Here is a 21,076-nt window from a genome sequence, read left to right as displayed (position 1 = left end):
AGCCTGCATGAGTGATCAAATGAAAAATGCACTGCTGGAATACACAACCCGCCTCGGTGATGATGCTGTGGTACTGGGTCACCGCATTTCCGAATGGGTGAGCTATGGGCCTTTCCTCGAAGAGGATATCGCCTATGGTAATGTCGCACTGGATTATATTGGCCGTGCGCGGATGTTCTACACCTATGCTGCTGAACTAGCGGATGATGGTCGTGATGAAGATGATTTTGCCTATATGCGCAATGATCGTGAATATCACAATCTGCTATTGCTCGAACTGCCGAAAGGGGATTTTGCCTATTCGCAGGTGCGTCAGCTATTTGCCGATGTGTATTACACCCTGATGTTGCCACAGCTGCTGCAATCGAAAGATGAGCGGTTAGCCGCCATCGCCGCCAAAGCGATTAAAGAGACTAAATACCATCTACGTCGTAGTCGAGATTGGGTTTTACGTCTTGGCGAAGGCACTGATGAAAGTCATCGTCGCGCTCAGAAAGCCCTCGATCAACTATGGGGTTACACCCATGAGCTGTTCGATATGGACGAAACTGAGCAATTGCTGGCGGACGCTGATATCGGTGTTGATGTATCTAAATTACGCGATGATTGGCTAGCGATGGTGACGGAGATTGTCACTAACGCCACCTTGAGCGTACCAGAAGATAGCTGGGCCGTGCGCGGTGGACGTATCGGTTATCACACCGAAAACCTTGGCCACATGCTGACCGAAATGCAGATAGTGCATCGTTCACATCCTGGCTGTAAGTGGTAAGGGTTATGAATGAAATCTCTCTGATGGCTGAAGAGCACTACCAACGTTTACAACAGCGTAATGCTGATGACGTTAAAGTGCTCTGGGATCTTCTGGATGCGGTTAAAGACCCCGAGGTGCCGGCGTTAAGTATCTGGGATCTGGGTATATTGCGGGATATCCAGTGCAATGGTGATCAAATAGTGATCATCATTACACCAACGTATTCCGGTTGTCCGGCGATGGATAATATTCGTACCGATGTTATCCAGTGTTTGAATGACAATGGCTATGCCGATGTGACGGTCAACATGTCACTGTCGCCGGCCTGGAGTTCCGAGTGGATGTCACCCGAAGGCCGCACTAAGTTGCGCCAGTATGGTATCGCCCCGCCGGAAGATGCTGAACTGGATGCCGATGGCTTGACGCCCGATGCGCACGCCGCTTGCCCCCATTGCGGATCGCGTAATACCCACAGAGTCAGTGAGTTTGGTTCCACCGCTTGTAAAGCACTGTTTCAGTGTGACGATTGCGGTGAACCGTTCGATTATTTTAAAAAGATCTGACCACGTATCAGTTCTGATAAAAACAATAGGTGAAGCATGTCTGACACCAATTTTTACACGCTGAAAGTCGCCGATGTACAGCCAGAAACGGACACCGCGATCTGCGTAACCTTTGCGGTTCCGGCTGAACTGACCGACAAATTTCGTTTTATTCAGGGGCAGTTTCTGACCCTGCGAGCAACCGTCGACGGTGAAGAAGTGCGCCGTTCCTACTCGATCTGTTCCGGTGTGAATGATGGCCATATGCGGGTCGGCATCAAACGGGTTAAGAATGGTCGGTTCTCTAACTATGCCAACGATGTCTTTAAGCCGGGCATGTCGGTAGATGTGATGCCGCCTCAGGGTAGTTTTTATACTGAGCTTAATCCTGAGGTCAGTAAAAACTATATGTGTATTGCTGTGGGCTCTGGTATTACGCCGATGATCTCCATCATGAAGTCGATTCTCGATACTGAGCCAGGCTCTAATGTAACCTTGATCTACGGTAACCGTCGTAGTAACTCGGTGATGTTTAAAGAGGAACTGAACTTCGTTAAAAACCGTTTTATGGATCGTTTTCATTGGATCAATATTATGGATTACGAAGATCAGGGCGCGGATCTGCTCAACGGTCGCATCGATAATGCTAAAGGTTATGCCCTGCAAAAAGCGGGCTTGATCAACATAAAAGAGGTGGATGACGCCTTTATCTGTGGACCTGAGTCGATGATGTCGGAAATCTCACGGGGCTTCCGTTTGGAAGGTTTGAGTGATGAACAGATTCATTACGAACTGTTCGCTAACTCATCCGCTGACTCGAAAGAGATGTTGGAAAAGGCCGCCAAACGTAAAGAGCAGTTCGGCGAAGAGAAAATGTCGAAAGTGACGGTACGCGCCGATGGCCGTGCGGTGATGTTTGATCTAGCGACCGTGGGTGAAAATATCCTCGATGCCGGTATGCATAACGGATTGGATCTACCTTATTCTTGTAAAGCCGGTGTCTGTTCAACCTGTAAATGTAAACTGGTTGAAGGAGAGGTGGATATGGATATCTCTCACGGACTTGAGCAGCATGAGATTGAAAGTGGCTATATCCTGAGCTGTCAGGCCCACCCGATCTCCGATACGGTGGTCGTCGATTTCGATCAGCGTTAATTGTGACAAGGGTTATTGTCGGTCTTACCTTGTAGGGTAAGTCACCAGTAAACCGTTAGAAAAATCCACTTAAGTGCCCATGTTAGATAAATGGAGCATTTAAGTGGATTTTTTTTTTGCCATAGTCACTGGCTTTGAGCTCTTGACCAGCGGCATGGTGTTTTTTATGTATCGGACACACCTTCAGCTCGTCTCAAAAGTACTGGATTAAATAAGCATGGTGACATTGTTAAATATTGAGTGAGGGGAGGATCATTTATGAGTACGCCATATATCTTATTAGGAGGTGAAACGAGAGTGTGGATTCTGGCCAATGAGTTGTATCGGGCCATGTCGCAACGGCCATAGGCCGAGGCCATCCGTTTGAAGCATAGGCAGGATACTCCGTCATGGTATCTATTCTCTTTTCTAAAGCAGTTTCGGCTGCTTTTTGTCGTTTATGGCGATTTATTTTTTCAACGCTTTACAGCGGGCTTGCCGTTTTAAAGGTTATTGCGCGAGCTTGTTTTATTTCGTTACATTTCTGCACAACATTACACATTTCTCCGAAAGCTGGTTTACACACCGCGGTTAGTCTGGTCTCAGTGCTTAATGTATCTGTTTGACTGGCCGAGGTTTCCCCTATCTCGCAGCAGGCTAATCGATCGCAATCTTGGGCTATTCAGTGATTGCAGCACCCCAATATTATAAAAAAATCGCGGCTACGCGGAGGATAAAATCGATGAAAAAATTTACCAGCCATAAGCTTTCAGGCTATTTACTGACAGCAGCCGTGGCGGCAGCAACGGCGGCTATGGCCTTGCCAGCACAGGCTTATAACCTCTATGCAGAAGAGGGCGCCGAACTGAATCTCGATGTAGAAGCGGTGTTTGGTACATTCAGTAGTGATGAAAACTATTTTGGTAAATCAGGTAATGGTTCGAGCTGGCAAGAAGGCTATATAAAGGCGGGTTTTAGCGGTAGTAAGGCATTATCTGAGCAAACTACTGTTTATGGTGGGCTGAATTTTGTCTCTTCCGGCACCTGGGGTGATGGAGATGCCGGTGGTAATAGCGATGGTAGTGAGCGTCGCACGGCCGTTGAAGATGCATTTATCGGTTTTCGTTCAGATATGTTAGATATCTCATTTGGTCGTCAGAACTTTTCCATTGGCGATGGCTTCCTCATTAATGGCGATGCGTTGAATTTTGGTGAAGGTGTTTTTCCTGATTCGGACCGCGGTGGTGCATACTGGTTGGCTGCTCGTAAGGCGTTTGATAAAACGGCTATTGCTCGTATTGGTGGCGATGATGGCCTACGGGGTGATCTGTTCTATCTGCACTCTGACAACACAGGGCAGGCTGAAATGGAACTGGCCGGTGTAAATATCGAATATGTAACCGATAAAGGTACCTTTGGTGGTACGTATATTAAAGGTCTGGACGCGGTTAACAATCCTGCTCGTGATGGCCAGAAAACCATGAGCATACGTTATCAGGGGAATGCTGGGGTTGAGAATCTGTTCCTGTCGGCTGAATATGCGGATCAGAGCCAAGGCGATAACTCGGATGATGCCAATGCTTGGTATGCTGAGGCGGGCTGGACCTTTGCTGATATAGCATGGTCGCCACAAGTGACTTATCGTTATACCAAATATGATGAGGGTTTTGATTCATTGTTTTACGGCTTCAACCGTGGTTACGGTACTTGGTTCCAAGGCGAAGTGGCGGCTAACTATGCAGGGCCTTTTGGTTCATCTGCCACGATTCAGCATGTCGGGTTGAAGGCTTCACCCACCGAGATGTTATCGATCGGCGCACTCTATTTTGATTTCAGTGATTCCAGTACCTTTGGTGCTAACTCTGAAGGCCAAGAAATCGATCTGTACGCGGAATGGGTGGTTAATGAGCATCTGATTATTAGCCCATTAGTCGGTGTGTATTCACCGGATAATGACAATCAAACTCAGAACACCGGAGATGATAACTTTTACGCGCAGGTTATCGCGATAGTCCCGTTCTAATTAAACAACATAATGATAAGTGAGCCGGTGCCTTTAATCATGTTAAGGCATCGGCATTTCGGTAAGAAAGGAATATGAGAATGAAACAGTATTCGTTATTGCTTCATCTCCTCGGCAAGCTTGTTGCGGATATCCATCAGCATTTGACCGTAGGCATTATGACCTCGCATATCGCGGCCACTGCCCCAGAAATAGTCGTATTGGCTGACATTAGCAATGCCTATATCACCGCTATCTAATAGTGTTTTAGCGATGTCGGGATAGGTACGGCATTTGATGTAAGTACCACGGGTCATGACGGTCACCTTAACCTTATCCCAGTCTTTGCGTTTATCGTGTTGCTTGCTTTTGCCGAGCTTCGCCGCGTCTGTCGGGGTGGGTGCCTGACGGATCTGCTCAGCATACTCCGCATCGCCAAATTTCATTGCCTGATAATAGTGTTCTACCGAAGGCCATTCATGACCGTCCAATTCAAATGTGTGCTTTGAATATGATGACAGTGGGTTATTCGGATCACTACGGTTGACTGTCAGGAGCTTTTTCTCTTCTTTGGGTTTAAAAAACATGTTTATTCCAAGTGATTAACGGCGTTTACCTAACAGTAATAGAATTAGTAGCATTAGAGCGAGTGAACCGTTAAGTGTAAATTTCAGTTGATCATCGGCTGTCAGCCTAGAGCGCTTAACTGATTAAATTAAAGCATTAAATTAGCGGTTTTACTGCTTGAGGGAAAGCGTTGTTTTTACGTGTGCTAATGGGCGTTTTGTGATGAGGCGCTGCTTAGCTGAAAAATAGCGATAATAATCATGGTGAAAAATCGTTTTAGGCGTCGCTGCACCATCTTGATGGGGACAAAAAAAGAGCAACAGATCGCTCTATCACTCTTTTTTGTTAACCGCTGATCGGGTTTAGATGCTCATCAATACCGATTTCACTTCGGTGTAATGTTCAATAACATCACTGCCCATCTCTCGGCCTAGGCCTGACTGTTTATAGCCGCCAAAGGGTAGCGCAGGGTCGAGTGCGGTATGGCAGTTAACCCAAACCGAGCCGGATTTGATGCGCGGGATCATCCGGTGTACCTGCGAGAGGTTGTTTGACCAGATGCTGGCCCCGAGTCCGTATTGGCTATCGTTAGCGATACGCACCGCTTCTTCAATATCATCAAAGGGCATCGCGACCAGCACCGGGCCAAAGATCTCTTCCTGTACCACCGCAGAATTTTGGTCGACATCCACCATCACTGTTGGTTTAACGAAGAAGCCTGGGCCATCTACGGCACCGCCACCGGTGGTGATAGTGGCACCATTCTGACGTCCTTGATCGATATAGTTACACACCCGCTGTTGCTGTTTCGCCGAGATCAATGGCCCCATCTGCGTATTAGGGTTCAGGCCTGCACCGATGGTCATCTCTTCGGCAATGCTTGAGATATCGGCGACGACGTTATCGAAGTGTTTTTTGTGCACATATAAACGTGAACCGGCACAGCATACCTGGCCTTGGTTAAAGAAGATGGCATTGGCTGCACCGGCCGCTGCAGTAGGGATATCGGCATCTTCTAAAACGATGGTGGGGGATTTACCACCGAGTTCTAGCGTCACCCGTGTCATGGTATCCATCGCCGCTTTACCGATGAGCTTGCCGACCTCTGTCGAACCGGTAAAGGTGAGTTTATCAACATCGGGGTGATGAGATAGGGCTGAACCCGCTTCGATACCGGTGCCGGTCACAACATTCAAGACGCCCGGTGGATAACCCGCTTCCAGTGCCAGTTTACCTAGCATCAAGGCGGTGAGTGGTGTTTCATCTGCAGGTTTCAGTACCACGGTACAACCTGACGCGAGTGCTGGGCCGAGCTTCCAGCAGGCGAGTAACAGAGGGAAGTTCCAAGCGACAATAGCGCCGACCACACCGACCGCTTCCCGACGGGTATAGCCATGGAACTGAGCATCCGGCATAAAGGGCACGGAGACATCAACACTGCGTCCCTCGATTTTAGTGGCAAAACCAGCGAGTTGTTAACTATTCAACAGGTGCTAGAGCAGCATGAAGGGAATATTTCGGCAGCCGCCACAGAACTCGGTATCAGCCGAGCAACCCTGTATCGTAAACTTAAGCAACTCGATGATGCTTAGTTGAATGAATGAGTAAGCGTTTTTAGGGGCACTTCCGACTCTTGTACGCTTCTATTCAAAACGCCACTCATCCGACAGCCCTGGGATCTTAGCATTCCCTAAAGGTGCCGGTTGTTTATTTAAGCGTTGCAACAATATCTGCCAGATCTCAGCCACTGGAATACTATTATCCAGCCGCTCGAGAAACTCAATGTTATCTCCGAGACGCAGCTGACCGGCTTCTAATACTCGATAATACCAGCCCGAAATCGCTTCAGACATCAGCAATGAGGCGATATGGGCGTTGCCATATTTATGATTGACCTTCCAGCAGGGTCGGCGGGGCTGGGATACCTGCACAATGGCGCTGCCAAGCCGAAAGGTGTCACCGATATGAACCTCGGTATCGATTAGTCCGTGGGTCGATATATTCTCTCCGATAGAGCCCGGTATAAAGCTATCGCGGAGGTGGGGCAGCGCTTCTTGTAACAGGGCGTAATGTTCCGCTGGGTAATGATAGATCGCCTTTTCTGGCCCACCATGAACCCGTTTATCCACCTGAATATCACCACTCAAACCTAATTCACCGATCGCGTGACATTCATCCGAGGAATGTTTGAAAATGCCAGTGGCCGTGTTGCCTGGACCGATGGTCGATACTTTTCCGATATATAGACCGTCTATCGAGGCTTCATGCTGTGTTCTTTTATTATTCATGAGCGCTACTCGTTATTAATATCCGCTGCTCAGTGTAGGGCTGTATGGCTGGCACCGCCAGTGTCAGCCTTGGATGTCGGGGTTTGAGATTAGAGAATAATTAGGATGCCATTTCCTGAAAATAGGGTAACCTTATGAAAGTGTTAATAATTTATTGTAAGAGGGTACAACATGGATATGGATCTGAGTCTTTTGCAAACCCGAGTGATTGGCTGTCTGATTGAAAAAGAGAAAACCACGCCGGATCAGTATCCTCTCACGCTGAATGCTTTAACCACCGCCTGTAACCAGAAAAGTAATCGTGATCCGGTGATGGATCTATCGGATACCGATGTGCAGGCGGTGATTGATGAGTTGAGTCAGAAGCGCTTGGTGCGTGAAGAAACCGGCTTTGGCAGTCGGGTTGCGAAATATAAACACCGTTTTTGTAATACGGAGTTTTCTGAGCTGAAATTAAGCGAACAGGAACTGGCGATTGTGTGTACGTTGTTTCTACGTGGGCCACAAACCCCTGGTGAGTTACGTAGCCGTACTAACCGTCTATGCAGTTTTCGTGATGTCCATGAAACAGAGACCGTCTTACAAAAAATGAGTGAACGGGAAGAGTTTCCGCTGGTTGTGCGTATGCCGAGAGAGCCGGGTAAACGGGAATCCCGCTATGCACATCTGTTTAGTGGCGAAGTTGAAGCCGCTGATCCATCGGAATATAACGTACCGGCACCCAGTGTTCGGGTGAATCCGGAGATGATCCAAGCATTGGAGGCGCGCGTTACGCTACTTGAAGCGACTGTCGCTGAGTTACAGGCAAAATTAGCGGATAAATGAACGCTGCTGCTTTAGCTTAGTGGCCACTGCTCTTTTTTTGTTGTGAGCCCTGCATGTGGGGGATACCACTAAAACCGGTTGGTACTACGGTCACCTTGCCGCCCTGTTGTAGAAATTGACTCGTTTGCTGGCGAATGGATTCGTGTGTTTCTTCGGCTGGGCGTGGTTTGGGTGTGTTTCTTTGACGCAGGGCTTTCATTTTATTTCTCGCTGGTTGTTAGGTCAGGAATAGAGAAGTATAGGCGATATTTGTCAGGTTGCTCAAAAAACAGCCAATTAAACTAGAGCTATATCCAAGTAAGACTATGCTTATTCATGTAACAGGTTGAATCGTTTATCTAATCGAATGAATGGGGGTTGCAGGGATGAGACATCTGATGGTGTTGGTCTTGATGGCGGTGTTGTCCGGTTGTTCAAGCAGTAAAGATTTAAAACCCTTTACCAGTGATGGTTGCAGTTCGTTCCCAAATGGTACGCGGTCTGAGAATACGCTTTGGCTTTCCTGTTGCGAACAACACGATTTAGCATATTGGCAAGGGGGTACTTATCAACAGCGGCTTGACGCCGATAATGAGTTAAAAGCCTGTGTGGCTGGCGTCGGTAAACCGGACGTCGCTTTACTCATGTTGGCGGGCGTCAGAGTGGGCGGCAGTCCTTTCTGGCCGACCAAGTTTCGTTGGGGTTATGGCTGGTCCTATTTTAAACCTTACGGTGAGCTAAGCGCCTCGGAGCAGGCGCAGGTTAAAAAGCTATTGCCGCCTAAACCCTAGTTCGTTTCGCTAGAGCGTGACTTATTTTTGTCTGTTATCGGTGCTAGCGTCTGATTATGGGTTGACAGTCTAGGGTCAGAAGAGCATTTTTAATTAAACGACTATTTAAGTATACGGATTTCGATTAATGCCTAAAGTGGGAATGTCTGAAATAAGAAAGCCACAGTTAATCAACGCGACGATGGATGCGATTAATGCTGTTGGTTTACATAAAGCCAGTGTGGTGATGATTAGTAGTTATGCTGGCGTATCTCCCGCCATTATTAATCATTATTTTGGTGGCAAAAGTGGATTGCTTGAGGCGACGATGCGCTCGGTTTTGAAACAACTGTCTGAAGGCGTTAAAACGCGTTTACGGGATACCGATCCAGATGATGCGGTGTTGCGTATTCAGGCGGTCGTCGGCGGTAATTTTTCGTCTGATCAGATGGATAGTAAAGTGGTTAAAACCTGGTTGGCATTCTGGGCTCAATCGATGCACGATGAAACGCTGTTTCGCTTACAGCGCGTTAACGAAAAGCGGTTGCTGTCATATCTACAGCTGGAGTTGAAAAAGTTATTGCCTGTGGATAAAGCGATTTTTGTCGCGCAGGGGATTGCGGCATTGATCGATGGTATCTGGTTGCGAGGCGCATTATCGCCGGAGGGGATTAATGCTGAGCTGGCGCAGCGAATGATTTCTGACTATTTGGCACTTCAGTTGGCTTAATTTTTATCGTGTTTTTTATCTTTTGCTGAATGAATAACACCGTGTTGATTCACAGATGCACCGCGTGAATATAAAAAGCCCCAGCTTAAACTAAACTGGGACTTTTTTACGGTTATAAAGCGTGAAGGGGACTACTTTATCACCTTGGCTTTTATGTAAGCCTATCTGCGAGTGGATTTATTCAAAGGTGCGACCGATGCTAAAGACGGCCCGTGCATCAGCGGTGTCACCCCAGTAGTTATCTTCGATATCCGTGTCGGTATAACCTAACGCTAGATCAAATCCAGCAAGAGATTTAGCGACAGAGATACCCCAATGGTTGTAGGAATCGTCATCTACATCAGAGCCGAAGTAGTAATCGCCACCGTCTTCTAATAACTTGGTATGAGAAGCCTCTAGCGTCAGTGCAAAGTCCTCAGGTAGGTTGAACGTATGGCTCAGGATCAGTACCACCGAGTGGCCAACTTCACCAAAGTAATCATCAGAATAAAGTACTTTAGCGGTGGTGTTGTCTTTGTAGGTAATGGCACCGTAGAGTTCACCGTAATCGAACTCAGCACCGGTATCGTTGGCGCCAGGGTAGGTATAGTAGGCATAACCGACATCATAGCTAAAGTCGTCGTTGATGCTGCTGGCGTAACCCGCATAGTAATCTATTTCGACTTCAGCGCTGCTGTAGCCTGTTTCATCTAAGCCTGAGGCCCAAGCACCGACATAGAAACCGGCATCGTTATACCAATCGACACTCCCTTGAAAGGTGGCATCCCCATCGGTACTACTAACGCCGTTGTATACGTAGTCAGATACCAATGAGACGGTGGCAGACACTTCCGCATGAGCTTGCAGTGCGAAGCTGGCCGATGATGCGATTAAGGTGGTAAGGGCTATTTTCTTTAACATGTTGAATCTCCGCTATTGGTTTGTGTGTATTCGTTATGTTTTCGAGTGTTTGCCCGAATTTAGGTTGTGTTTGGCCGCTACCTGATAAATCAGGTAGTGCGTAAACAGGTTTATGAAAAAGAGCAGGTTACCTATTCAGGTCTCAGCTCTAGCGATCGGTGTTAGCCGCTGGTGACTTCGGCATCAGAGGTAAAGTGTTTACCCAGCAGGGCATGATAGAAATCTTTATCGGAAAGCACGCCTACGAGGCTCTTGTTTTCGCTTAGCAGTAAGGGGAGTCCGGTGTTATAACGAATCTCGATGGCAGCTCGCATTGAGATGTCGGGTGATGCGATAACAAGGCTACCTTCTGTTAGCGAGTCTATATTTTCGCCCTCCTGCCAGTGATACAGTGCTAGAGGTTTATCTTGGCGGCTAGCCGACATCACTTGGCCTGAGGCATCGAGACTGATACGGGTGTTGTCGTTAGGGTTAAGGATGAGCATATCGTCATCACGTGCTAATTGAGCCGTTTCGGTCATCAGTGAACGGCCCTTTAATACATTCAGAGGGTTAGTATGGGCGACAAAGTTTTCCACATAGGTATTGACGGGATTGAGTACAATATCTTCGGGTTTGCCGTGCTGAATAATTTCAGCCGATTCCATAATGGCGATGTTTGTGCCGATTTTTAGCGCTTCATCCAAATCGTGGCTGACAAACAGGATGGTTTTATTTAACCGTTGTTGTAACTCAATTAGCTCATCCTGTAGTTGGCTACGAATCAGAGGGTCGAGTGCCGAAAACGGTTCATCCATCAGTAAGATGTCGCTGTCCATGGCAAAGGCTCTGGCAAGACCAACCCGTTGCTGCATACCACCGGACAATTCATGGGCGTATTTGTCGCTCCACTCATGCAGTCCAACCATCTCTAATTTTTCCATCGCCTTGGCGCGACGTTCCTGTTTACCGATGCCCTGCATCTCCAGACCAAAGGCCACGTTATCCAGTACGGTTAACCAAGGCATGAGGGCGAAGCTTTGAAACACCATCGAGATCCGACGGGTACGCATATGTCGTAAGGTGGTTTCATCGCAGGAACCGATATCGACCATCTGATCGCCATCTTGCACTAACAGCTCACCGCGGCTAACAGGGTTTAATCCGTTGACGGCGCGCAGGAGGCTCGATTTACCTGAGCCAGAAAGGCCCATCAAAACACAGATTTCGCCTTCAGCTACTTCGATATTGGCGTTATGAACACCGACAACACTGCCCGTTAGGTCGATGATCTCCTGACGAGTTTTACCCTGATCCAGTAGCGTTAGGCTGGCTTCGACACTGTCGCCGAACACCACATCTAAATTGCGAATACTGATAGCAGACATGATTAACCTTCCTCTTTAGAGCCTGGATTTTTGAAGATACGATCGAGAATGATAGCGACGAGCACAATGGCTAAGCCTGCCTCAAAACCTTGAGAGATATTCACGGTATTAAGTGCACGGATAACCGGTTTGCCGAGGCCGTCAGCACCGACCAGCGCGGAAATAACCACCATCGATAACGACAGCATGATGCACTGGGTGATACCCGCCATAATACTTGGCATTGCCGCTGGCAGTTCGACCTTAAAGAGCAGTTTAGACGGTGTGGCACCAAACGCTTTGCCGGCTTCGATGAGTTCATCTGGCACCTTGCTAATGCCTAAATAAGTCAGGCGAATAGGGGCTGCAATGGCAAATATGATGGTTGAGATGAGACCGGGTACCACGCCCAAACCAAATAGCACCAAGGTGGGAATTAGATAAACAAAGGTAGGAATGGTCTGCATCATATCCAGAATGGGGCGTAGATAGGTATAGAGTCTGGGTTTATGTGCTGCCAGAATGCCGATGGGAATACCCACGATGATGGAGATAGTCGTCGCGGTAAGCACTAGCACAAAGGTTTCCAGCATCTCTTGCCAGTAACCTAGGTTTAAGATTAATAGCAGTGCCACGACGACAAAGATTACCAGTGGAATGCTGCGGTGCAGAGCCCAAGCAACCGCTGCCGCCATAATCATCGGAACATAGGGTGGAAACCACTGAAAGATATCCACTACCGAGAGGATGACCCACTCGAGGGAGATAGATATCGCATCGAAGAATCCCGCTGCATTAAATGTCAGCCAATCGACGAAAGCTTCCATCCAGCTACCCAATGGGATTTTATGTTCTGTAATCCAGTTCATACAACTGCCTTTTTATAGTTGGGTTGCCGATATTCAGGTTAACGTTGTTGAATATCGGCGGGTAAAGATCACCTCACTATCGGATTAAGTATGCTGATACTTAATCCGATAGCGCTTGAAGAGTATTGCAGGTGTTACAACCCAGCGTACTAAAGTTCTAAATATTGGCGCACAGCAGGCAATGACGCTTTGCCATCCAGTGTGGTGACACCGTCAAGCCAGTTGTTCAGTACTTCAGGGTGGGTTTTTAACCAAGCGCGGGCCGCGGCAGCAGGCTTCATACCATCATCCAAAATGGAGCCCATGATCTGGTTTTCCATTTCTAAACTGAATGAAAGGTTTTTCAGTAGATGGCCGACATTCGGGCATTCTTGGGTATAGTTTTGTCGCACATTGGTATAAATGTTGGCGCCACCATAGTTAGGCCCAAAGACATCATCGCCACCGGATAGGTATTCCATATCAATATTGGCGTTCATCGGGTGTGGTGCCCAGCCGAGGAAAACAACCCATTGCTCACGTTTTGCTGAACGGCTGACTTGAGAGATCATACCCGCTTCGCTGGATTCAACGAGTTTGAAACCTTTTAAGTCGAATGCATTTTCATCGATCATCCCTTGAATCAGGCGGTTGCCGTCATTGCCAGGCTCGATACCGTAGATTCGGCCTTTCAGTTGATCCTTAAATTTTGCAATGTCAGCAAAACTTTTCAGGCCAGCGTCATAAGCGTATTTAGGCACGGCCAGCGTATATTTCGCGCCTTCAAGGTTAGCGCGAACGGTTTCAACGGTTCCCGCTTCACGGTAGCTGGCAATATCTGCTTCCATAGTGGGCATCCAGTTACCCAGAAAGACATCGATATCGCCATTGGCTAACGAAGTATAGGTCACGGGTACGGACAACAGTTGGGTAGAGGGGTTGTAACCTAGGCCAGTAACGACCTCACTGGCGACGGCGGTAGTGGCCGTGATGTCGGTCCAACCGACATCTGAAAAACGAATGTTATCGCACTGACCAGCAAAGGCGGTGGAGGCTGTTAGGCTGGCGACGGTAAGCCCTAATACGCGAGTGAAGCGGTTAAGCATCGGTGTTGAACTGGTGTTTTTCCGTTGTACATTCATGCGTGAATACCTTTGTTGTCATTAAATTAGATGCGCTAGTTTTCTCTTCTATTGTGTTTCTTTGAACGCTGCAACGATCCCTGTGCAGCAAGGCAGAACAATATTCTGCCGGTGTCGATTAATGTGCGTTTATGAGCGGTCTTTTGGCGTTACCTAGACGTTGACGGTTTTGCCATTGATCATCAATCCAGACATCAACATGGGCCGCGGGTAATGGCTGCTTACCTAGAATAAGGTCGGCTGCTTTTTCGGCCACCATAATGGTTGGGGCGTTGAGGTTGCCATTAGGGATCGTTGGGAAAATAGATGAATCAACCACTCGCAGCGCTTCGATTCCTCGGACTTTACACTGGTTATCCAGTACAGCCATAGGGTCGTTATCCGCTCCCATCTTACAACTACAGGATGGGTGGTAGGCGCTCTCTACATTTTCACGCACCCACTGATCAATCGCTTCATCGGATTCAATGTCAGTGCCGGGCTGAATCTCTTCGCCGCGATAAGCATCCATGGCCGGTTGATTGAGTAGTTCGCGGGTGAGACGGATCGTATCGCGCCAGTCCTGTTGATCCTGTGGGGTACTGATGTAGTTAAATAGGATGCTCGGTTTTGCTTTAGGGTCGGCAGAGGTTATTCGAATTCGGCCACGGCTTTCGGGTTTGTTAGGCCCGACATGCACCTGGAAACCATGTCCATCAATCGCTTTGCCGCCATCGTATCGCATGGCCGCGGGTAGGAAATGATATTGAATATTGGGCCATTTCAAGCCAGCTCTTGAACGAATAAAACCACAGGATTCAAAGTGATTGGTTGCGCCGAGACCATCTTTAAATAGCATCCAGCGAGCGCCAATCAGGCCTTTGTTAAAAAAGTCGAGTTTACCGTTCAGAGTGATCGGTTGTTGGCAGTGATATTGGAAATAGACTTCGAGATGATCCTGTAGGTTTTCGCCTACACCGGGTAAGTTTTGGATCACGTCGACCCCTGCATCCTGCAGCACCTTTTCAGGACCGATACCCGAGAGTTGTAGTAGTTGCGGCGAGCCGACAGAGCCTGCTGCCAGAATAACCTCTTTAAGCGCTGTTACTTGAGAGACCTGCCCTTTTTTCTCATATTCGACAGCCACTGCACGCTTACCATCCAACACCACTTTACGGGAGAGTACACCACTGATCAGGGTTAGGTTACTGCGTTTCATGGCATCACGCAGGTAAGCATTAGACGTGGACGCCCGCACACCGTTTTTAACGGTCATATGCATGCTACCAAAGCCTTCCTGACGGTAACCGTTGTAATCATCGGTGGTGGGGTAACCTGCGTCTTCTCCTGCATTAATAAAGGCCTGATAAAGCGGGTTGAGCTGCATATCATTACCACCGCAGGTGGTTAGCGGGCCGGTGGAACCACGATATTGATCGCCACCATGATCCCAGCTCTCTGCTTTTTTGAAGTAGGGCAGACACTGTTGATAACCCCAGCCAGCCGCACCGTGAGCTTCCCATTCTTCGAAGTCGCAGGCATGACCACGGACATACACCATGCCATTTATAGACGAGCCGCCCCCGAGCACTTTACCGCGAGGGCAGTGCATTGAGCGACCGTCTAGATAGGGTTCCTTTTCGCTATGAAACTGCCAAGCGTATTTGGGGGTGTTCATTGGGTAGGATAGCGCGGTGGGCATCTGAATAAAGATACTTTTATCACTACCGCCCGCTTCAAGGATCAGCACACTGTGTTTGCCATCCTCGGTCAGTCTATTGGCTAGAACGCAACCCGCAGAACCTGCGCCAACAATAATGTAATCGTACTGTTTTTTATCTGTCATAGGTCTACCGCTGAAAAATAAGCTGAATATACTGGCCACTCGGTGCCATACCATTTCATCGTTTCGTGACGCCCTTTCTGTTTAAAAGGACGATTGTTAAGAACGATGGGGAAGCGCTATTCGTAAGGGCACTCGACATCACCCAACTCAACATAGACGCTCTTAACTTGGGTGTAATGATTGAGGGTCTCAATCCCATTTTCCCGGCCAACCCCAGACTGTTTATAACCACCGACGGGCATCTCAGCGGGTGAAGCGCCCCATGTATTAATCCAACAGATACCTGCCTGAAGGCGGGCAATGACTCGATGAGCACGGGAGAAGTCGGTTGAGAAAACACCGGCAGCCAGTCCGTATTCGGTATCGTTAGCCCGTTGGATAACCTCGTCTTCGCCGCTAAAGCGCAGAATCGACATCACCGGTCCGAAGATCTCCTCTTTGACATTTGGCATCTCGTCGGTACAGTCAGCAAACACGGTTGGTTTTACAAAGCAGCCTTTCTCAAGGCCGTTTTCAGTGGCCCGCTCACCACCGCACACTAGGCGGGCACCGGCTGCTTTAGCCGCAGAGATGAACCCCAGCACTTTTTCCATATGGTCTGTTGAGATCAGCGCGCCGACCTGCGTATTGAGGTCGGTAGGATCACCAATAATCATTCGCTCGGTTCGTTCGGCAACTTTCTGGACAAACTCATCGTAGATACTATCGTGGACGAATACCCGCGTGCCGTTGGTGCACACCTCGCCTTGGGTATAGAAGTTAGCCAGCATGGCACCGGCAACGGCGTTTTCAACATTGGCATCAGCGAACACAATCAGAGGCGACTTGCCGCCTAGCTCCATGGTGACCTCTTTGAGTGATCCGGCAGCATCGGCCATCACCTTTTTACCCGTACCGCATTCGCCGGTGAAGGATACCTTGGCAATGTCAGGATGACGGGAAAGTGCTTGGCCGACCCGATAATCACCCTGCACAACATTGAACACGCCATCGGGCAAGCCCGCTTCGCTAAAGATTTCCGCCAGTTTAAGCACACTCAGCGGGGTTTCTTCTGAGGGTTTAAAAATCATGCAGTTACCGGCAGCAAGTGCTGGGCCTGATTTCCACATCGCAATTTGAATAGGGTAGTTCCATGCACCGATACCGGCACAGATGCCGAGCGGTTCGCGACGGCTATAAAAGAAGTTTGTGCCGCCTAGATCCTGTTGTTGTCCATGAATGGTTGCTGCCAATCCCGCGTAATATTCGATCACATCCGCGCCGGTGGCGATATCAACACAGTTAGCTTCTTGCAGTGGTTTACCGGTATCCAGCACTTCCAGCAAGGCTAATTCATCATTACGTTCGCGCAAAAGGCTCACGGCTTTCATCAGAATCCGGCCCCGTTCGGCGCCACTCATTGCCGACCATACCTTGAAACCTGCTTGAGCGGCGGCAACGGCTAGATCAACATCGGCTAGAGAGGCCTGTTGCACCTCGGCAAGCACCTCACCTGTTGCTGGGTTGATGCTGTTAAAGGTTTCGCCGGAGGTCGCGTTTTGGTAGCGGCCGTTAATATATAGAGCTGTTTGCATGAGGCTTAGTCTCACTTTTACGGTGCCCATCAATCAGGGCAGGCACCGGTTATGTACAACGAGTCCCGATGAGAAGGGCTGTCGTTAGCGTTATCAGGAACGATCGGTTTTTATTGATTGATCGTTTAATTAAAAATAATACTGGCTATTTAGTGAGCAAATGTCAAAAGTGAAAGGTGTCGTTTTTAGAACTTAAATTTTTTAAGTGACAAGATGGAACCGATCATTATTTAAACATCAGTTTTAATTGTTAATATAAGTATTTGATTTAAATGGATTAAATTTTTTTGGTTTTTTTGGTTGATTTCTGGCTAGGAGAGAAGATATGTCGCAAAAAGATATTTATTTGACGCGAACGGTCAGTGATTTCATGCCGATAAATTGACCATTAGAGAGTATGTCGTTTCTGATTCATGTCGTTTGACGGTTTTAAGCTGCGACTTATCGTTGAATATCTGGGCGAAGACGTTGCTGAATGCTTTGACGTTAACATTCGGGCTTAATCGTCAGTCTCAATGAGTGGGTTATCTGGACGGCTTATCTGGATGACTTATCGATAAGGGATAGAGTATGGAAGTTGTATTATAGCTCTGGAGTGATCGATGTTAATGATTTGAGATGTGAGTCGCTCGAGCATCACTTGGCTCACATCAACGTTGGGCGAGTCCGCTTAAAAAGCGGACCGGCCCTGATTTATGCCTATCGATCAGTGTGCTTGATAGTCATTAAGGTGTTCATAGCTATCAACAAAGCGACGGTACTTATGTTGTCCACAGGTATAGGGCTGATAGCGTGGTGGGTTATCTATCCCCTGACATTGATCAATCACTTTTACTTCAGCATCGAAATCCAGATCCATAAAGAAGGGGATTGAGTAGCGTTCTTGGCCACTGGTGTTAACCACCCGGTGAAGCGTAGAGATATAACGATCATTGGTAAATGTTTGCACTAGATCGCCAATATTAACAATAAAGGTATCATCGATCGGGGGCGCACTGACCCATTCACCATGGGCATTCTGCACTTGAAGTCCGCCAACATTATCCTGCGACAGTATGGTGAGAAAGCCATAATCGGTATGTGCACCGATACCAATTTCACGTTGGCTCACTGCACCTGTCTGCGGTGGGTAGTGGAGTAAGCGTTGAATGGTGATGGGGTTTTGTTGTAGCTTTTCAAAATAATCAGCCGGTAGTCCTAGGCTTAACGCGATACCGCTGACTAAGGTACGCCCTAGCTTCATCATGGCTTGATGGTATTGTTCGGTGATGATGCGAAAACCATCGGGGTCATTTGCGGGCATCAGGTTTGGGCCGAAGAAGGGTGAAACCTCATCCTCGTGCAGGCCAAAATCAAAGACTTCCTTATAATCACGGGTATTGTCTGGGTCTACATTTTCGCCATACATGGGAATGTAGCCGCGTAATGTTGGCCCTGAATGAATAATATTGAGTTTCTGCTTCTCTTCCATGGGGCGATCAAAGAAAGCTTTTGTTTGTGCATACATCTGTGAGATGAGTTGCTTATCGATACCGTGATTTTTGATATAGAGGAAACCGATATGCTCACAGACAAAGGCCAGTTCTTCAGCGACTTGTTGAGGGTTACTACCATCGATCAGAGGTGCTATATCGATGACCGGTATTTCGTTGAAGGTCGTGGTTTTACTTTGTAGTCCTGGATCCATTTGAACTGCAGCGGTAGTAGACATGATATCACCCCTAAAATGATGGTCTGAGTTGTTTTTTCTGTGATCTTAAGTGTCAGTGATGAGGGGGTGTGTGGACTATCACCAAAGCGAAAATATAGCGTGTTAAAACGAGAAATTAATGTTTTCTGAGGGCCGAGGGGGAACAACCGTAGCGCTCTTTAAAACATTTGCCAAAGTGGCTTTGTGAACTGAATCCGGTAGCCTGAGCAATGGCACTGAGATTCAGATGGCTTTCTTCCAGTAACTGTTTGGCTTGCTGTAAACGCAGCTGAACATAGTAACGGCCAGGGGTTGTCTGTTCATATTTTTGGAACACCATTTCTAAATTGCGCTGTGTCGTGCCTATCCGCTTGGCCAATGTGGCAATGGGGTAGGGATTATCAAGGTGCTTCTTCATGAGTTCGACCGCCGCCCCTAAGCAGGGTGATTTAATTCGCAAGCTGACTTGCTGGCAAGTGGTCTGCATCTCAGCACTACTACGGATTCTTTCTTGCATAAATTGCTGCGAGACTTGATAGATAAAATCGCGTCCCTGATCCTGTCCGATAAGGTAGAGCATCAGATCGAGAGTGGCAGTGCCACCGGCACTGGTGCAAATGTTATCGGTGACGGTATATAGGTTTTCCTGCAGAGTAATCTGCGGGTAAAGCTCAGCAAAAATATTCAAATGTTCAGGCACTAAGGTGCAACTCTTACCTTGTAATAAACCACATTTTGCAAGAATAAAGCTGGCGCTACTCAACGAGACAATTCGACGACCCTGTCGGTTTAATTGTTTGAGCAGATGGGTTAACGCTTGGTTGTGATAGCGAGCGCAATGTTGATAGCCGGCAATAAAGACAAGATCGCTTTGGTAGGCGCTATCTAAACTTGCCGTGACCTCAACGGGTACACCATTAGAGCTGATAATATGGTTGAGGTGAGGGCTGCTTTCAGGTGAACAGATAGTGAATTCATATAGCGCTTCACCACTGAGTTGATTGGCAACACTGAGGGCTTCAACCGCCAGCGAAAACGAGGTTAGGGCGAACCCGGGCAGTAGTATAAAGCTAACATGGATACTCAAGGCCGCACCTTTCTTTATGCTCAGCTATTCTGCTTTTGTCGTGCAGCGCTGGGTGATAAACCGAAATAGTCTTTAAAGCAGTTGCTAAAATGACTCGTGCTAACGAAGCCGCAGGCCAGTGACACATTGGTGATACTCTCATTGCTCTGTAGTAACAAGCGGCGAGCATGGGTGATTCGCAGTTCGAGATAATAGCGTGACGGACTGGTTTCTAAGTGTGACTGAAACAGGCGCTCCATCTGGCGGCGGGAGATATCGATACAATCAGCCAGTTCTTCAAGGCTGAGAGGCTCTTCGATATTATTACGCATCAACACCATGATGTTGCGTAGCGTTTCCGGAAAGGTTGGGTTATCACCGACCTGTAACGGAATCGATTCTTGATTTTCAGCAACCTGATCGCAGCTTAAGATCTCTCTTACGGCGCGAACAATGTCATTACCTTGCCGTTGAGCAATCAGTTTCAGCATCATCTCTAGGGCGCTCACGGGGCCGGCACAGGTAGCGCGTTTTTCACCAATTACCAGCGTTTTGTCGGACACCTTGGTGTTAGGGAACTGTTCGCGCATATAAGCATGGTTGTCTGGATGGGCGGCACACTCTTGTTGTGCCATTAGGTCGGCATGTGCCAGTGGAATGGCGCCGTTCCATAGGCCTGCTAAGGTGATCCCCAATTTATCCGCCGCTCTTAGGCAGGTGGTGAGTTTGGCATTGGGGGCGAGTGAACAGCGAAAACCACCGCAGACAACCAGTATGTCCAGCTCATTACGATGTTGAATAGGCAGGGTTTCAATGGTGCCGCCGGTGGCGATATCGATGCCTAGATCACTGGTGACCATACGGGAATCGATCCCGAGGGTCATATAATCAAAGCGTTGCCCCGGCAGTACCAGATTGGCGGTTACCAGCACATCGACCGCGCCAGTAAAGGCTACCATCGAGAAGTTTTTCTGCAGAATGAAACCGACTTTAACCAGCTGTTGCTCAGCGTTATTCTCGTTTAAAAATACCTTGTTGGTATCACTGATCGCTTTGCTGAAGTCTCGTTTGGTCGGTGAGTCTGTCATTGATCG

The 21,076-nt window shown here is 48.1% G+C and carries 21 protein-coding genes; 8 read left to right on the top strand and 13 right to left on the bottom strand.

Annotated features, from left to right (window positions below; all coding sequences use genetic code 11):
- Positions 1 to 7: 7 nt before the first annotated feature.
- From paaC to KO512_RS07510, 4 genes are all read left to right on the top strand, one after another.
- Positions 8 to 772, top strand: coding sequence for a 1,2-phenylacetyl-CoA epoxidase subunit PaaC (gene paaC / locus KO512_RS07525; RefSeq protein ID WP_215951718.1), 765 nt, complete (start codon positions 8 to 10; stop codon positions 770 to 772).
- A gap of 5 nt (positions 773 to 777) precedes the next feature.
- Positions 778 to 1,317 carry a 1,2-phenylacetyl-CoA epoxidase subunit PaaD gene (gene paaD, locus KO512_RS07520; RefSeq protein WP_215951717.1) on the top strand — a complete coding sequence of 180 codons (540 nt, stop codon included), beginning with the start codon at positions 778 to 780 and terminating at the stop codon, positions 1,315 to 1,317.
- Between the two features lie 36 nt (positions 1,318 to 1,353).
- The gene (gene paaE / locus KO512_RS07515) at positions 1,354 to 2,451 is read left to right on the top strand and encodes a 1,2-phenylacetyl-CoA epoxidase subunit PaaE (protein ID WP_215951716.1); all 1,098 of its coding nucleotides are present in this window, start codon (positions 1,354 to 1,356) and stop codon (positions 2,449 to 2,451) included.
- Between the two features lie 721 nt (positions 2,452 to 3,172).
- The gene (locus tag KO512_RS07510; protein WP_215951715.1) at positions 3,173 to 4,453 is read left to right on the top strand and encodes an alginate export family protein; all 1,281 of its coding nucleotides are present in this window, start codon (positions 3,173 to 3,175) and stop codon (positions 4,451 to 4,453) included.
- Between the two features lie 95 nt (positions 4,454 to 4,548).
- Here KO512_RS07510 and KO512_RS07505 read toward each other — a convergent pair whose 3' ends face one another.
- Together KO512_RS07505 and KO512_RS07500 are read right to left on the bottom strand one after the other, a co-directional pair.
- On the bottom strand, positions 4,549 to 5,019 hold the full coding sequence (locus KO512_RS07505) for an NADAR family protein (protein ID WP_215951714.1): 471 nt from the start codon (positions 5,017 to 5,019) through the stop codon (positions 4,549 to 4,551).
- A gap of 342 nt (positions 5,020 to 5,361) precedes the next feature.
- Positions 5,362 to 6,414 (bottom strand): aldehyde dehydrogenase family protein, encoded by a 1,053-nt coding sequence (locus KO512_RS07500; RefSeq protein ID WP_252734901.1) that lies wholly within the window; start codon positions 6,412 to 6,414, stop codon positions 5,362 to 5,364.
- Here KO512_RS07500 and KO512_RS07495 point away from each other — a divergent pair.
- The gene (locus tag KO512_RS07495) at positions 6,394 to 6,591 is read left to right on the top strand and encodes a helix-turn-helix domain-containing protein (RefSeq protein WP_215951713.1); all 198 of its coding nucleotides are present in this window, start codon (positions 6,394 to 6,396) and stop codon (positions 6,589 to 6,591) included. The genes KO512_RS07500 and KO512_RS07495 overlap by 21 nt on opposite strands.
- A 51-nt stretch (positions 6,592 to 6,642) precedes the next feature.
- Here KO512_RS07495 and KO512_RS07490 read toward each other — a convergent pair whose 3' ends face one another.
- Positions 6,643 to 7,287, bottom strand: coding sequence for an MOSC domain-containing protein (locus KO512_RS07490; RefSeq protein WP_215951712.1), 645 nt, complete (start codon positions 7,285 to 7,287; stop codon positions 6,643 to 6,645).
- 171 nt (positions 7,288 to 7,458) lie between these two features.
- Here KO512_RS07490 and KO512_RS07485 point away from each other — a divergent pair, with 171 nt between their 5' ends.
- Positions 7,459 to 8,112, top strand: coding sequence for a YceH family protein (locus tag KO512_RS07485; protein ID WP_215951711.1), 654 nt, complete (start codon positions 7,459 to 7,461; stop codon positions 8,110 to 8,112).
- A 16-nt stretch (positions 8,113 to 8,128) separates the two neighbouring features.
- Here the strand turns inward: KO512_RS07485 and KO512_RS07480 are convergent, their stop codons facing one another.
- Positions 8,129 to 8,311, bottom strand: coding sequence for a hypothetical protein (locus tag KO512_RS07480; protein ID WP_215951710.1), 183 nt, complete (start codon positions 8,309 to 8,311; stop codon positions 8,129 to 8,131).
- A 166-nt stretch (positions 8,312 to 8,477) separates the two neighbouring features.
- Between KO512_RS07480 and KO512_RS07475 the strand changes: the two genes are divergently transcribed.
- Positions 8,478 to 8,882: a hypothetical protein gene (locus tag KO512_RS07475; RefSeq protein ID WP_215951709.1), complete on the top strand. Its 405-nt coding sequence runs from the start codon at positions 8,478 to 8,480 to the stop codon at positions 8,880 to 8,882.
- Between the two features lie 127 nt (positions 8,883 to 9,009).
- On the top strand, positions 9,010 to 9,591 hold the full coding sequence (betI, locus tag KO512_RS07470) for a transcriptional regulator BetI (RefSeq protein WP_215951708.1): 582 nt from the start codon (positions 9,010 to 9,012) through the stop codon (positions 9,589 to 9,591).
- 177 nt (positions 9,592 to 9,768) lie between these two features.
- Here the strand turns inward: betI and KO512_RS07465 are convergent, their stop codons facing one another.
- From KO512_RS07465 to KO512_RS07425, 9 genes are all read right to left on the bottom strand, one after another.
- Entirely contained in the window at positions 9,769 to 10,491 is a 723-nt protein-coding gene (locus KO512_RS07465; protein WP_215951707.1) for a TorF family putative porin, read from the bottom strand.
- A 161-nt stretch (positions 10,492 to 10,652) separates the two neighbouring features.
- Positions 10,653 to 11,858 (bottom strand): choline ABC transporter ATP-binding protein, encoded by a 1,206-nt coding sequence (gene choV, locus KO512_RS07460; RefSeq protein ID WP_215951706.1) that lies wholly within the window; start codon positions 11,856 to 11,858, stop codon positions 10,653 to 10,655.
- A 2-nt stretch (positions 11,859 to 11,860) separates the two neighbouring features.
- Positions 11,861 to 12,706, bottom strand: a complete 846-nt coding sequence (gene choW, locus KO512_RS07455; RefSeq protein ID WP_215951705.1) for a choline ABC transporter permease subunit — start codon at positions 12,704 to 12,706, stop codon at positions 11,861 to 11,863.
- Positions 12,707 to 12,855: 149 nt separating this feature from the next.
- A complete protein-coding gene (locus tag KO512_RS07450) occupies positions 12,856 to 13,791 on the bottom strand; it encodes a choline ABC transporter substrate-binding protein (protein ID WP_215951852.1) in 936 nt (311 codons plus the stop codon).
- Between the two features lie 154 nt (positions 13,792 to 13,945).
- A complete protein-coding gene (gene betA, locus KO512_RS07445) occupies positions 13,946 to 15,652 on the bottom strand; it encodes a choline dehydrogenase (protein WP_215951704.1) in 1,707 nt (568 codons plus the stop codon).
- A gap of 116 nt (positions 15,653 to 15,768) precedes the next feature.
- Positions 15,769 to 17,226, bottom strand: a complete 1,458-nt coding sequence (betB, locus tag KO512_RS07440; protein ID WP_215951703.1) for a betaine-aldehyde dehydrogenase — start codon at positions 17,224 to 17,226, stop codon at positions 15,769 to 15,771.
- A gap of 706 nt (positions 17,227 to 17,932) precedes the next feature.
- Complete coding sequence (locus KO512_RS07435; protein WP_215951702.1) at positions 17,933 to 18,937, bottom strand: isopenicillin N synthase family dioxygenase; 1,005 nt, start codon at positions 18,935 to 18,937, stop codon at positions 17,933 to 17,935.
- Positions 18,938 to 19,052: 115 nt separating this feature from the next.
- Positions 19,053 to 20,003 (bottom strand): GlxA family transcriptional regulator, encoded by a 951-nt coding sequence (locus KO512_RS07430; protein WP_215951701.1) that lies wholly within the window; start codon positions 20,001 to 20,003, stop codon positions 19,053 to 19,055.
- Positions 20,004 to 20,023: 20 nt separating this feature from the next.
- A complete protein-coding gene (locus KO512_RS07425) occupies positions 20,024 to 21,070 on the bottom strand; it encodes a GlxA family transcriptional regulator (protein WP_215951700.1) in 1,047 nt (348 codons plus the stop codon).
- Positions 21,071 to 21,076: the final 6 nt, after the last annotated feature.

Origin of the sequence: Amphritea atlantica (assembly GCF_018860855.1) — a bacterium.
In the GTDB taxonomy this organism is placed as follows: domain Bacteria; phylum Pseudomonadota; class Gammaproteobacteria; order Pseudomonadales; family Balneatricaceae; genus Amphritea; species Amphritea atlantica_A.
The sequence above is the reverse complement of the archived record's forward strand: the minus strand, read 5'-3'. Positions and strand labels throughout refer to the sequence as shown.

Bases quoted from the DNA above. Each gene is read 5' to 3' on its own strand.
- KO512_RS07510 (WP_215951715.1), top strand. From the start codon at position 3,173: ATGAAAAAATTTACCAGCCATAAGCTTTCAGGCTATTTACTGACAGCA.
- choW (WP_215951705.1), bottom strand. From the start codon at position 12,706: ATGAACTGGATTACAGAACATAAAATCCCATTGGGTAGCTGGATGGAA.
- KO512_RS07480 (WP_215951710.1), bottom strand. From the start codon at position 8,311: ATGAAAGCCCTGCGTCAAAGAAACACACCCAAACCACGCCCAGCCGAA.
- KO512_RS07475 (WP_215951709.1), top strand. From the start codon at position 8,478: ATGAGACATCTGATGGTGTTGGTCTTGATGGCGGTGTTGTCCGGTTGT.
- betA (WP_215951704.1), bottom strand. From the start codon at position 15,652: ATGACAGATAAAAAACAGTACGATTACATTATTGTTGGCGCAGGTTCT.
- paaE (WP_215951716.1), top strand. From the start codon at position 1,354: ATGTCTGACACCAATTTTTACACGCTGAAAGTCGCCGATGTACAGCCA.
- KO512_RS07490 (WP_215951712.1), bottom strand. From the start codon at position 7,287: ATGAATAATAAAAGAACACAGCATGAAGCCTCGATAGACGGTCTATAT.
- paaD (WP_215951717.1), top strand. From the start codon at position 778: ATGAATGAAATCTCTCTGATGGCTGAAGAGCACTACCAACGTTTACAA.
- paaC (WP_215951718.1), top strand. From the start codon at position 8: ATGAGTGATCAAATGAAAAATGCACTGCTGGAATACACAACCCGCCTC.
- KO512_RS07450 (WP_215951852.1), bottom strand. From the start codon at position 13,791: ATGCTTAACCGCTTCACTCGCGTATTAGGGCTTACCGTCGCCAGCCTA.
- betI (WP_215951708.1), top strand. From the start codon at position 9,010: ATGCCTAAAGTGGGAATGTCTGAAATAAGAAAGCCACAGTTAATCAAC.
- KO512_RS07435 (WP_215951702.1), bottom strand. From the start codon at position 18,937: ATGTCTACTACCGCTGCAGTTCAAATGGATCCAGGACTACAAAGTAAA.
- KO512_RS07465 (WP_215951707.1), bottom strand. From the start codon at position 10,491: ATGTTAAAGAAAATAGCCCTTACCACCTTAATCGCATCATCGGCCAGC.
- KO512_RS07485 (WP_215951711.1), top strand. From the start codon at position 7,459: ATGGATATGGATCTGAGTCTTTTGCAAACCCGAGTGATTGGCTGTCTG.
- KO512_RS07500 (WP_252734901.1), bottom strand. From the start codon at position 6,414: ATGCCGGATGCTCAGTTCCATGGCTATACCCGTCGGGAAGCGGTCGGT.
- choV (WP_215951706.1), bottom strand. From the start codon at position 11,858: ATGTCTGCTATCAGTATTCGCAATTTAGATGTGGTGTTCGGCGACAGT.
- betB (WP_215951703.1), bottom strand. From the start codon at position 17,226: ATGCAAACAGCTCTATATATTAACGGCCGCTACCAAAACGCGACCTCC.
- KO512_RS07505 (WP_215951714.1), bottom strand. From the start codon at position 5,019: ATGTTTTTTAAACCCAAAGAAGAGAAAAAGCTCCTGACAGTCAACCGT.
- KO512_RS07495 (WP_215951713.1), top strand. From the start codon at position 6,394: ATGGAACTGAGCATCCGGCATAAAGGGCACGGAGACATCAACACTGCG.
- KO512_RS07425 (WP_215951700.1), bottom strand. From the start codon at position 21,070: ATGACAGACTCACCGACCAAACGAGACTTCAGCAAAGCGATCAGTGAT.